The sequence below is a fragment of the Pseudomonas sp. HLS-6 TE3448 genome (assembly GCF_053629555.1).
This window is the reverse complement of the sequence record NZ_JBRJIO010000001.1, coordinates 4,675,561-4,687,232: the sequence shown is the minus strand read 5'-3', so window position 1 is coordinate 4,687,232 and position 11,672 is coordinate 4,675,561. Positions and strand designations below refer to the sequence as shown.

Annotated in this window: 9 protein-coding genes and 1 rRNA gene; 6 read left to right on the top strand and 4 right to left on the bottom strand. The window is 58.3% G+C overall.

The features are described 5' to 3' along the window. Positions 1 to 127: 127 nt before the first annotated feature. Entirely contained in the window at positions 128 to 1,069 is a 942-nt protein-coding gene (locus AB7M23_RS21525; protein WP_454241984.1) for a DMT family transporter, read from the bottom strand. A gap of 82 nt (positions 1,070 to 1,151) precedes the next feature. Between AB7M23_RS21525 and AB7M23_RS21520 the strand changes: the two genes are divergently transcribed. Next, positions 1,152 to 1,715, top strand: coding sequence for a helix-turn-helix domain-containing protein (locus AB7M23_RS21520; RefSeq protein WP_065759926.1), 564 nt, complete (start codon positions 1,152 to 1,154; stop codon positions 1,713 to 1,715). A gap of 15 nt (positions 1,716 to 1,730) precedes the next feature. Here the strand turns inward: AB7M23_RS21520 and AB7M23_RS21515 are convergent, their stop codons facing one another. Continuing rightward, entirely contained in the window at positions 1,731 to 2,288 is a 558-nt protein-coding gene (locus AB7M23_RS21515; protein WP_102051739.1) for a cysteine hydrolase family protein, read from the bottom strand. Between the two features lie 106 nt (positions 2,289 to 2,394). Here AB7M23_RS21515 and AB7M23_RS21510 point away from each other — a divergent pair, with 106 nt between their 5' ends. The 4 genes from AB7M23_RS21510 to AB7M23_RS21495 all read left to right on the top strand — a co-directional run bounded on the left by AB7M23_RS21510 (position 2,395) and on the right by AB7M23_RS21495 (position 8,075). Beyond that, a complete protein-coding gene (locus AB7M23_RS21510) occupies positions 2,395 to 3,375 on the top strand; it encodes a GlxA family transcriptional regulator (protein WP_454241983.1) in 981 nt (326 codons plus the stop codon). A gap of 78 nt (positions 3,376 to 3,453) precedes the next feature. Next, positions 3,454 to 4,875 carry an FAD/NAD(P)-binding protein gene (locus AB7M23_RS21505; RefSeq protein ID WP_102051737.1) on the top strand — a complete coding sequence of 474 codons (1,422 nt, stop codon included), beginning with the start codon at positions 3,454 to 3,456 and terminating at the stop codon, positions 4,873 to 4,875. 173 nt (positions 4,876 to 5,048) lie between these two features. Next, positions 5,049 to 6,209 (top strand): aminotransferase class V-fold PLP-dependent enzyme, encoded by a 1,161-nt coding sequence (locus AB7M23_RS21500; RefSeq protein WP_454241982.1) that lies wholly within the window; start codon positions 5,049 to 5,051, stop codon positions 6,207 to 6,209. A 57-nt stretch (positions 6,210 to 6,266) separates the two neighbouring features. After that, positions 6,267 to 8,075: an aminopeptidase P family protein gene (locus AB7M23_RS21495; protein ID WP_454241981.1), complete on the top strand. Its 1,809-nt coding sequence runs from the start codon at positions 6,267 to 6,269 to the stop codon at positions 8,073 to 8,075. Between the two features lie 61 nt (positions 8,076 to 8,136). Here the strand turns inward: AB7M23_RS21495 and AB7M23_RS21490 are convergent, their stop codons facing one another. After that, positions 8,137 to 8,418, bottom strand: coding sequence for a hypothetical protein (locus AB7M23_RS21490; protein WP_065759932.1), 282 nt, complete (start codon positions 8,416 to 8,418; stop codon positions 8,137 to 8,139). Between the two features lie 183 nt (positions 8,419 to 8,601). Next, positions 8,602 to 9,489 carry a threonine/homoserine exporter RhtA gene (rhtA, locus tag AB7M23_RS21485; RefSeq protein WP_454241980.1) on the bottom strand — a complete coding sequence of 296 codons (888 nt, stop codon included), beginning with the start codon at positions 9,487 to 9,489 and terminating at the stop codon, positions 8,602 to 8,604. 603 nt (positions 9,490 to 10,092) lie between these two features. On the opposite strand from rhtA, the gene AB7M23_RS21480 reads away from it, so the two are divergent. After that, positions 10,093 to 11,629, top strand: a 16S ribosomal RNA gene (locus AB7M23_RS21480). Positions 11,630 to 11,672 lie beyond the last annotated feature (43 nt).

The following is an 11,672-nucleotide window of genomic DNA, read 5'->3' as shown; positions in this document are numbered from 1 at the left end:
GTAAGGGATCATACGTGCCGGACCGTCGATCACCAACCCACAAGCTGTCGCAGAATCCTACAAGAACGGTGCATTAAACTATTTTTTTATAACAGTTTTTTTCAGGGATGGCGTGAAGCCTGCTGCCTCAACCCGGTTCGCGCTCTTGTTCGCGTACCTCTTCCTCGACGGACTTCTCCTCTCGACGTTTGACCTTCAATTCGCTGACCACTACCGCAATGACGATGAGCAATGCACCGACCAGCGCGGCGCCCGGCAGGCGCTCTCCCGCCAGCCGTCCGAAGACGCCGCCCCACACGGGTTCGCCCGCGTAGATGAGGGTGGCGCGGGTAGGCGAAACCGATTTCTGTGCCCAGTTCATTGCCACCTGGATGGCTGCGCTCATCGCACCCAGGCCGACGGCGCTGAGCACCAGTAGCCAGGAAAAGTCTGGCAATGCTTCCTGGGTCGGAACAATCATCAGGAATGACAGGGCCGAGGCCGTTGCCAGTTGTACGACAGTGACGCGGCGCACATCGACCTTGCCAGCAAAGCGGCTGATCAGAATGATCTCGGCTGCAATGGCGACCGCGCTGACCACCGTGGCGATCTCGCCGGGACTGAACTGCAACGAACGGCCGTTCGGGCCTGCCAGCAGCATGAGCCCGATGAATGCCAGGCTGATGCCGATGCTTGGCATGAGCCCGGGGCGACGGCTCAGAATCACCCATTGAAGCAAGGGCACGAATGGCACATACAAGGCTGTGATAAACGCCGATTGGCTGCTGCTGATGGTTTGCAGGCCAACTGTCTGCAGGCCATAGCCAAGCATGATGGAGACGCCAATCAAGAAGCCGGCCTTGAGTTCGGTGGTGGTCAGGCCGGACAGCGAGCGGGCCGATACCATGGCAACGAACAGTGCGGCAGCCGCAAAACGCAGGCCCACGAAGAACATCGGGCCACTGACGGTCATCACCTTGTGCACGAGCAGAAAAGTGCCGCCCCAGAGGACAGTGATGAAGATCAGTACCCACTCGGCTTTGCTTGGCCGGAAGGTCACGGTCGCGTGTTGCGGGGCGCTTGAGGTCATGGTCTTGCACACGAATGATGGGCGACGCACAATGCGCCAAAGTGGGCAGTATACTGCGCACACTCTACCAGCGAGCAATATAGTGCACAAAGATTCGAATCACAGGGCGTCTGTGTTGCAGCACGTCAGTCAGAACATCCGTCGCCTGCGTCATGCTGCCGGCCTCAGCCAGACTGCACTGGCGGAAAAATCGGGTGTGAGTCGTCGCATGCTGGTTGCCATCGAGGCTGGCGAAAAGAACGTCAGCCTGACGACACTGGATCGAATAGCCGAAGCACTTGATGTCGCATTCAGCGATTTGATCCAGGCACCGGACAATCGCGATCCCAGTCGAATCAACGAACTGGCCTGGACGGGCGTTCATCCGGGCAGCAAGGCGATTCTGTTGGCCAGCTCCGCGGCCAGCCGCGAGGTCGAGTTGTGGGAGTGGCGCCTGGAGCCCGGCGAAGTGTACCCCTCCGAGGCCGATGCTGACGGGTGGAGCGAGCAACTCTACGTATTTGAAGGTTGCCTGACCTTGTTGATCGAGGATCAGGTACACAGCCTGGCCGCTGGCGAATTTTTTACCTTCGCCAGCAACCGGATGCACGTCTATCGCAACGATGGTGAGGTGGCGGTACGCTTTGTACGCAATGTCGTGATCTGAGCGCTGCCCGGTAGGTCAGTCGCGTTGGGCGTCGAGGTATTCGGCTGTCGACACGACCTGCGCATAACCGAATGCCAGCGACGCCATATAGGCGGCATGCACCTGCTCAGCGGGTACTGTCATATCGTTGAACACCAGTGCGCGGGTAGCGCAGGCATCGTGAATGACTGTGGTCGCGTAGCCAAAGTCGGCCGCCGCGCGTGCTGCCGCGTCGATGCACATATGACTCATGCTGCCGACCAGGGTAATGGCGCTGACGTGGTGATCATCCAGCAGTGCCTTGAGCTCGGTATCCAGGAAGGCATTTACCTTGTGCTTGAGAACCACCGGTTCATTTGCCTGGTTTTCTGCCTTGGGATGTATCTGAGCACCCTCTGAGCCGGGCGTGAAGAACGGTGCGTCCGCGGACTCGAACTCATGGCGCACGTGAACCACCAGGTCGTTCCGGGCCCGCGCTGCTGCCAATACCTGTGCTGCGTTATCGGCAGCAGCCTCGACACCGTCGAGGGGCCATTTGCCGCCGGGAAAATAGTCGTTCTGAATATCAATGACGATCAGCGCGTGTCGGGTCATGTCGCTTTCCTTGTACTGGGAGTGGTTGTGACGTGGCGATAGTTATAGGCTTGATCGACAGGCTTGCAGATTGGCGCAACCGACAAATTGGCTGGAAAAACTGACAATGACTACCGTACGCGACACGCTGGAGATCGGCATTCTGGTGTACCCGGGCGCGCAGATGGCGGCCGTGCAGGGTGTTACCGACTTGCTGGCGGTCGCGAATCGCATGTCCGTCGAGCTCGGCGCGCTGGAGCGGCCGTTGTTGCGTGTCACTCACTGGTGTGAGGTCGATGGCGGAGGGCTGGCGGTCAGCTTTGATACGCATCCGCAGCGCGCTCACCAGCCGCGCGCCATTATCATTCCGCCAAGCCTCACCCAGGCGCCGGATCCTGAGTTGCTTGAGCGGTTCTGTGGCGACCTCAGGCAGTGGCACCGTGAGGGCGCCGTGCTGGTGTCGGTATGCGTCGGGGTGTTCTTTATTGCGGCAAGCGGCTTGCTCGACGGCCGCCCGGCAACCACGCATTGGAACTTTGCGCCATCCCTGGCTCAGCGCTTTTCACAGGTGAAGGTCGAGACCCATTTGCCGTTGCTGGATGACGGCGACATTATTACTTCCGCAGGGTTGATGGCCTGGACCGAGCTGGGTTTGAACCTGGTCGAGCGCTTTCTGGGGGCTACATTGGCGACGGAAACCGCCCGGTTTCTGGCCGTGGAACGGGTGGTGACCGGGCAGCGTCCAGGCAGTGTCTTCAGCCCCTGCCTGGACCATGGAGACGAAGCGATTCTCAAGGTTCAGCACTGGTTGCAAGGCACCGGCGCCAAGGATGTCAGCCTCGAAGGGATGGCCGGTTATGCCGGCCTTGAGGAGCGTACCTTTCTGCGCCGTTTTCGTCGTGCTACCGGACTGAAACCGACCGAGTACTGCCAGCAGGTTCGCGTCGGGCGCGCGTGTCGCATGCTGGAGTTCACCAATCGCAATGTCGAGCAGATTGCCTGGGGTGTCGGGTATCAAGACCCTGGGGCTTTCCGCAAAGTGTTCCACAAGGTCATGGGGTTGGCGCCGAGCGACTATCGCAAGCGCTTTGGCGCGCCGTCGGCATGAACCTACTTTAGTACCGGTGTGGCTGCGTTTGCCGCCGTTTGCCGCTTATCATCCAGATAATTGCGCAAGGAGACGCGAATGCACGCACCATACGCTGCGACGTACCCGGATACAGTCATTGATGTACTCATTGTTGGGGGTGGCCTCAGTGGCGCGATGCTTGCTGCGCAACTGCTACGCCAGCCTGGTCAACGACGTATCGTCGTCGTTGAACCTCGGCCCGAGCTTGGTCGTGGCGAGGCCTACAGTGCGACTGAACCAGGGCATACCCTCAATGGCAATGCCGCGCGGATGAGTGTCGACCCAGATAACCCCGATGACCTGACCCAGTGGCTTACGCAGTGTATTCGGGAGGGCGGTTGGCCTGAGTCTGCCGAGCAACAGGTACCGATTGCCGAGTTGTTTCCGCCCCGTGGCCTGTTCGGCTGTTATGCGCGCCAACGTCTGGCTGACGCTGAGGTCATGGGTGCGCGTTCAGGCTCCAGAGTCGAGCACTTGCGTAGCGAGGTAGACGACCTGCACGTCGACAACGAGGGCGTGCTTATACAGTGTGCCGACGGGCGCCGGCTGCGGGCTGAGCGCGCTGTGCTGGCTACGGGCATGTTTACTGCCGCACGTACCCCGCGCCTTGGTGCAGAGGCGTTGGAGCAGACCACCCTTGACCCTTGGGATGTCTCGGCCATGCGTGGGCTTGATCCTCAAGGGCGAGTGTTGATCATCGGCTCCGGCCTGACCATGATCGATGCGTTGGTGTCGTTGCAGCAGGCTGGGCATCGGGGACCTATCGAGGTGTTTTCCCGCCATGGCCTGCTACCCCATGTCCGTCGGCAGCCCCCGACCTGGGTCGACTTCCTGGCAACTGACCCTGGCTTGCGCAGCCCACGCCAACTGCTTCGAGCTGTACGTGAACAATGCCGCTTGGCGATTGCTCAGGGTGTCGACTGGCAGGCGCCGCTGGATACCGTCCGACAACATATCGCCAGGCTCTGGAGCCAGGCCAGCGATCGTGAGCGGCGCCAGTTTGTGCGTCATGTACGGCCCTGGTGGGAGAGTCATCACCACCGTTCAGCGCCGCCTGGCGCGGCATTGCTCCAACGTCTGCGTGACGAGGGGCGCTTGCGCATTCATGCTGCCTCTTGGCAAGGCGTCGACGCTGTTGAGGGCGAGGCGGTGGGTATTCGTTTGCGTTTCCGCGGTCAGCAGGCGACGACGCGTGTGACGGGGGCGGCACTGATCAATTCAATGGGTATCGAATACGATTGGCGCCGTGTTGATCGGCCCCTGCCGCAAAACCTGCTTGCGCGTGGCCTTGTTCAGCCTGGGCCACTGGCGCTGGGCATTGCTGCCAACCCGGACGGCGCTGTGCTGGATGCTCAAGGGCATGCCAGTGAGCGCTTGTTCGCCATTGGGCCGCCGTTGCGCGGTATGTGGTGGGAAAGTACTGCTGTCACTGATGTGGCGCTGCAGGCGAAAGCCTTGGCGCAGCGCTTGGCGATGTGACCTCTCTGAGGGTTGCTGTCAGGTGTTAGTAACGGGATTATTGGAATATAAATATAATAATTAATAATTTATTGTTCTAAGAGGTCTTGAGGCACTATCCGGGTGAACTTACCAGGAAGGATTGGCGCAGTGCTCGCTCTGCAGCGGCGCGGCGCCAAGCAAGGGCTTGACCTATGAGCAATCTACCGTTGTATTTCGACTACGCCGCCACGACACCTGTCGACGAGCGGGTCATTCAGGTGATGGTCGAGTGTTTGGGCGTATCTGGAAATTTTGGCAACCCCGCGTCCAGTTCTCATTGTTATGGGCAGCAGGCCCGTCAGGCGGTGGAGCGAGCGCGTGCTCAGGTTGCCAGTCTGGTGCGCGCTCAACCCGAGCAGATCGTCTGGACGTCCGGCGCTACCGAGTCGAACAACCTGGCGCTCAAGGGCCTGGCGCAGGGGCGCAGTGGCGGGCACATCATCACCAGCCTGATCGAACACAAAGCTGTACTTGATAGTGTCAGGCAACTTGAACTGGCCGGCTTCGAGGTCACCTGGCTGGCGCCGGATGCTCAAGGGCTCATTACGCCGCAGGCCGTTGCAGGTGCGCTGCGAGACGACACCTTTCTGGTTTCGCTGATGCTGGTCAACAACGAACTGGGAACGCTCAACGATGTGCAGGCCATTGGCGAACACGTGCGTGGTCATGGTGCATTCCTGCATGTCGATGCTGCACAGGCAGCCGGCAAGGTCGAGATTGACCTAGTGCGTTGGCCGGTGGATCTGGTGTCCTTCTCTGCGCATAAGGTCTACGGTCCGAAAGGTATCGGGGCATTGTATGTCGGTGAGCGTGCTCGCCCCGCGCTTCAGGCTCAAATGCATGGCGGCGGGCATGAAGGTGGGTTGCGCTCAGGAACGTTGGCGACCCATCAAATCGTTGCGATGGGCGCGGCCTTCGCGTTGGCCGGCGAACTGTTCGACGAGGAGCTTGCGCGAATCAGGCGCTTGCGTACTCGCTTGCTGGAGCAGTTGGCTGGCGTGCCGGGGCTAGGCTTGAACGGAAGCCCCCAGCAGCGCATTGCTCATACGTTGAGCCTGACCTTCGCCGACAATAGCGTCGATCTGCACGCTCTGGCCACGCGATTGGCGTTCTCCTCCACGTCTGCATGCAATTCAGCCAGCAGTGCAGCGTCCCATGTGCTGCTCGCTCTTGGGCATGACGAGCAAGCCGCGCGCCGAACCCTTCGCCTGAGCCTGGGGCGCTACACCAGTGAGGCCGACATCGACCAGGCTGCAGCGGCCATCAAGGCCTCATCGCAGGCAGCGCCCTTCTGGGCAGTTGCCCAGGGCTGAGGGCTGTTCCATTATCTGCGACCAAGACCAATGGATGTCGTGGTAGCAGGAGTCAGCATGAACAGTGAGTCTTCAACGCAGGTGGCAGTAACGACGCGTTTGGCGCGTATGCGCGACGTGATGAGCCGGGAAGGTGTCGATGCGCTGTTGGTGCCGTCGGCCGACCCGCATCTTTCCGAGTACCTGCCAGGGTATTGGCAGGGACGGCAGTGGCTCTCCGGTTTTCATGGCTCGGTGGGGACGCTGATCATCACAGCGGATTTCGCTGGTCTTTGGGTGGATAGCCGCTACTGGGAGCAGGCCGAAAAAGCGTTGAGTGGCAGTGGTATAGCGCTGATGAAGTTGCTGCCCGGTCAGCCCGGCCCGCTGGACTGGCTCGCTGAGCAGGTGCCTGAGGGCGGTGCAGTTGCTGTCGATGGTACGGTCATGGCATTGGCATCAGCCCGGCAACTGGAGGCGCGACTCAAACTGCGCAATGTGCGGTTGTTGGCAGATAAAGACTTGTTGCTTGATGTGTGGGATGAGCGCCCGCCATTGCCAGCCAACCCGGTTTACCCACATCTGCCACCGTATGCGACGGTCAGTCGGGTGCAAAAGTTGGAAAACCTGCGTCAGACGCTTCAGGCGCGTGGCGCCGACTGGCATTTCCTCGCCACGCTGGATGACATTGCCTGGCTGTTCAACCTGCGCGGCAGTGATGTCTCTTACAACCCGGTGTTTGTGTCGTTTGCCTTGGTCAGCCAGGAGAAGGCAATCCTGTTCGTGGCCCTGAGCAAGGTCGACGAAAACCTGCGTCAGGTGCTCGAAGCCGATGGTGTTCATTTGCGGGACTACACCACCGCAGGTGCGGCTTTGGCCGAAATTGCCCCAGGCTGCTCGTTGTTGATTGATCCAGCCAAGGTCACTCTCGGTCTTGTGGCGAACCTGAACAACGATGTGCGGCTTGTGGAGGAGATCAATCCGACGACCCTGGCCAAATCGCGCAAAAGTGAAGCTGATCTGGCTCACGTCCGCCAGGCCATGGAGCAGGATGGCGCGGCGTTGTGCGAGTTTTTTGCCTGGTTCGAGTCGGCGTTGGGGCGTGAGTGCATCACCGAAGTGACCGTTGACGAAAAGCTGGGCGCGGCTCGAGCCCGTCGCCCCGGTTTCGTCTCGCCCAGCTTTGCGACGATTGCCGCCTTCAACAGTAATGGTGCCATGCCGCATTACCGGGCAACCGAGGAATCCCATGCAACAATCGAGGGGGATGGGCTGCTGTTGATCGACTCAGGTGGACAGTACTTGGGCGGTACCACCGACATTACGCGGATGGTGCCCATCGGCTCGCCAAGCGTCGAACAGAAGCAGGACTGCACCCGCGTACTCAAGGGGATGATCGCGCTTTCACGTGCGCGGTTTCCGCGTGGGGTGCTTTCACCCCTGCTCGACGCCATTGCACGGGCGCCACTTTGGGCTGAGCATGTCGACTATGGGCATGGCACCGGGCATGGCGTTGGCTACTTCATGAATGTGCACGAGGGCCCACAGGTCATTGCCTATCAGGCTGCGCCTGCACCGCAGACGGCAATGCAAGCGGGCATGATTACCTCGATTGAACCGGGAACCTACAGACCAGGGCAGTGGGGCGTCCGTATCGAGAACCTGGTGTTCAATCGGGAGTCGGGGACGAGCGCGTTTGGTGACTTCCTCGAATTTGAAACCCTGACGTTGTGCCCGATTGATACGCGTTGCTTGCTGCCTGAGTTGCTGAGCGCCGAGGAGCGGCAGTGGCTCAACGCGTATCACGACGAGGTGTGTCAGCGATTGTCGCCTTTGCTCGGAGGCGATGCGCTGCAATGGTTGCAGGTGCGCACGGCGGCAATCTGATTGATTGACCGTGCAGCAACGGTAGAAGGTCGCCTGAGGGTAGCCTTCTACCGTGTCCGGGTCAGCGGCAGATCACGATCATGCTGCGACTGGTGTATCCCGCCGGGTTTATTCCAAAGACAAAATCCCCAGGCTCTCCTTCATCATCGCCAGATTTAGCGAGGACTTTATAGCCTTTGCTGCCGCATGAGCTTTCGGCTTTGCTGTAGCACTTGCTCCACGATGACGACAGGCCGGAACAATTGATGTGCAGCCCTTTTTTCCCGCGCTTGACCTCTGTCTTGGCGGTCGCGGCACAGCCTGCGATGGCCAAAATGGCTAGGATGAGCAAAATTCGTTTCATTCCTGTCCTTACTGCGTGCCCGAGCCTTCGAGCCGTCTACATAGCCGATGCATCCTTCCTGGCGCCTACAGCATCCTTGTCTGATAAATGAAAAACTTCAAGCTTGGCGTCAGGTTACAGCTTAAAGATGGCAGGTATTCGACACAATGACCTGCATCGATTTAGATGAAAGTATTTCTCATGTCAGTCGGCGGCAACCAAGGGTTGCGGCTCTCTACGCAAGGACAGTGTGGCGCCAGCAGACGCGGTGATGATCGCCGCGATGGCCAGCCACTGGGTCAGGCTGAGCACCTCATTGAGGAACAGCAGGCCGGAAAGCGCGCCAAAGGCTGGCTCGATGCTCATTAGCGTGCCAAAGGTCTTGGCGGGCATTCGTGTCAGTGCCACCATCTCCAGGCTGTAGGGCAGGGCGGTGGAGAGGATCGCGACGCCAAGTGCTACGGGGATGAGTGCAGGGGATAGCAAGTCTGTGCCTGCATGCGCAATGCCGAAAGGCGCTACGACGAAAGCGGCGATCACCACCCCCAGCGCGGCAGTCTGAATGCCATTATCGGCGCCTGCTTTCTGGCCATACAGAATATAGAGTGCCCAGCAGACGCCCGCCCCCAACGCATAGCTGGCACCTACCAGATCGATGCCTGTACCTGTCTGGCCCACCGGGATAAGCAGCGCCAAACCAAGCACGGCAAGACCAATCCAGAGGAAGTCTACCGCGCGCCGTGATGCGTACAGCGCTACCGCCAGAGGGCCGGTGAACTCCAGGGCTACGGCGATGCCAAGCGGCACGGTGCGCAGCGACATATAGAAGAGGAGGTTCATGCCACCCAGTGCCGCGCCATAGATCAACACTGTCTTGAGTGTGCTGGCGTTTAGCTTGGCGCGCCAGGGGCGCAGCAACAGCAACATGATCACGCTGGCGAATATCAGGCGCAGTGTGGTCGTGCCTTGTGCCCCGATAAGGGGGAACAGGCTCTTGGCCAGTGAAGCGCCAGACTGGATCGAGGCCATGGCAATCATTAGCAGTGCAATGGGGAAGAGGGTTGTTGCCAGGCTGCGGGGTTGGGCATTCATGCTGCGGACGATGTCCTTTCTATATATAAGCTGAGGGAGTCGTCGTATGATGCGCGAACCCTTTGTCAATGAGCAATATAGTGCGCATCTTTCTTTTATCGGTTGTTTTCAATAATACGGCTTGACGCCCCGTTTCATCTCTCTATAATGCGCACCTCTTCCGGCGCAGTAGAAACGGAAAACTCCTTGGTAATCAATGAGTTAGACGTTTAGCGATAGTGTCGGAAGTGCTTCGGTCGAATAGATCGGCAGCGGTGAAAAAAGTGGTTGACAGCGAGTTGAAACGCTGTAGAATTCGCCTCCCGCTAACGAGAGATCGAAGCGAGTCAAGTGGTTGAAGTTGAACGGAAAATTCTGAAAAACTTCAAAATAAACGCTTGACAGGGACAGAGGAAGGCGTAGAATGCGCGCCTCGGTTGAGATGAAAAGCTCTTAACCAACCGCTCTTTAACAATCGAATCAAGCAATTCGTGTGGGTGCTTGTGAAATCAGACTGATAGTCAAAAAGATTATCAGCATCACAAGTGACTACACGAGAAATCGAAATAGTCATTTGAGATTGCTGAGCCAAGTTTAGGGTTTTCTCAAAACCCAAGCAGTATTGAACTGAAGAGTTTGATCATGGCTCAGATTGAACGCTGGCGGCAGGCCTAACACATGCAAGTCGAGCGGATGACGGGAGCTTGCTCCTTGATTCAGCGGCGGACGGGTGAGTAATACCTAGGAATCTGCCTGATAGTGGGGGACAACGTTTCGAAAGGAACGCTAATACCGCATACGTCCTACGGGAGAAAGCAGGGGACCTTCGGGCCTTGCGCTATCAGATGAGCCTAGGTCGGATTAGCTAGTTGGTGAGGTAATGGCTCACCAAGGCGACGATCCGTAACTGGTCTGAGAGGATGATCAGTCACACTGGAACTGAGACACGGTCCAGACTCCTACGGGAGGCAGCAGTGGGGAATATTGGACAATGGGCGAAAGCCTGATCCAGCCATGCCGCGTGTGTGAAGAAGGTCTTCGGATTGTAAAGCACTTTAAGTTGGGAGGAAGGGCAGTAAGCTAATACCTTGCTGTTTTGACGTTACCGACAGAATAAGCACCGGCTAACTCTGTGCCAGCAGCCGCGGTAATACAGAGGGTGCAAGCGTTAATCGGAATTACTGGGCGTAAAGCGCGCGTAGGTGGTTCGTTAAGTTGGATGTGAAATCCCCGGGCTCAACCTGGGAACTGCATCCAAAACTGGCGAGCTAGAGTAGGGCAGAGGGTGGTGGAATTTCCTGTGTAGCGGTGAAATGCGTAGATATAGGAAGGAACACCAGTGGCGAAGGCGACCACCTGGGCTCATACTGACACTGAGGTGCGAAAGCGTGGGGAGCAAACAGGATTAGATACCCTGGTAGTCCACGCCGTAAACGATGTCAACTAGCCGTTGGAATCCTTGAGATTTTAGTGGCGCAGCTAACGCATTAAGTTGACCGCCTGGGGAGTACGGCCGCAAGGTTAAAACTCAAATGAATTGACGGGGGCCCGCACAAGCGGTGGAGCATGTGGTTTAATTCGAAGCAACGCGAAGAACCTTACCAGGCCTTGACATCCAATGAACTTTCCAGAGATGGATTGGTGCCTTCGGGAACATTGAGACAGGTGCTGCATGGCTGTCGTCAGCTCGTGTCGTGAGATGTTGGGTTAAGTCCCGTAACGAGCGCAACCCTTGTCCTTAGTTACCAGCACGTAATGGTGGGCACTCTAAGGAGACTGCCGGTGACAAACCGGAGGAAGGTGGGGATGACGTCAAGTCATCATGGCCCTTACGGCCTGGGCTACACACGTGCTACAATGGTCGGTACAGAGGGTTGCCAAGCCGCGAGGTGGAGCTAATCTCACAAAACCGATCGTAGTCCGGATCGCAGTCTGCAACTCGACTGCGTGAAGTCGGAATCGCTAGTAATCGCGAATCAGAATGTCGCGGTGAATACGTTCCCGGGCCTTGTACACACCGCCCGTCACACCATGGGAGTGGGTTGCACCAGAAGTAGCTAGTCTAACCTTCGGGAGGACGGTTACCACGGTGTGATTCATGACTGGGGTGAAGTCGTAACAAGGTAGCCGTAGGGGAACCTGCGGCTGGATCACCTCCTTAATCGACGACATCAGCTGCTTCATAAGCTCCCACACGAATTGCT

Excerpts from the sequence above, each read along its gene's own strand:
- AB7M23_RS21505 (WP_102051737.1), top strand. The coding sequence starts at position 3,454 with ATGCACGCACCATACGCTGCGACGTACCCGGATACAGTCATTGATGTA.
- AB7M23_RS21490 (WP_065759932.1), bottom strand. The coding sequence starts at position 8,418 with ATGAAACGAATTTTGCTCATCCTAGCCATTTTGGCCATCGCAGGCTGT.
- AB7M23_RS21495 (WP_454241981.1), top strand. The coding sequence starts at position 6,267 with ATGAACAGTGAGTCTTCAACGCAGGTGGCAGTAACGACGCGTTTGGCG.
- AB7M23_RS21515 (WP_102051739.1), bottom strand. The coding sequence starts at position 2,288 with ATGACCCGACACGCGCTGATCGTCATTGATATTCAGAACGACTATTTT.
- AB7M23_RS21510 (WP_454241983.1), top strand. The coding sequence starts at position 2,395 with ATGACTACCGTACGCGACACGCTGGAGATCGGCATTCTGGTGTACCCG.
- AB7M23_RS21500 (WP_454241982.1), top strand. The coding sequence starts at position 5,049 with ATGAGCAATCTACCGTTGTATTTCGACTACGCCGCCACGACACCTGTC.
- rhtA (WP_454241980.1), bottom strand. The coding sequence starts at position 9,489 with ATGAATGCCCAACCCCGCAGCCTGGCAACAACCCTCTTCCCCATTGCA.
- AB7M23_RS21525 (WP_454241984.1), bottom strand. The coding sequence starts at position 1,069 with ATGACCTCAAGCGCCCCGCAACACGCGACCGTGACCTTCCGGCCAAGC.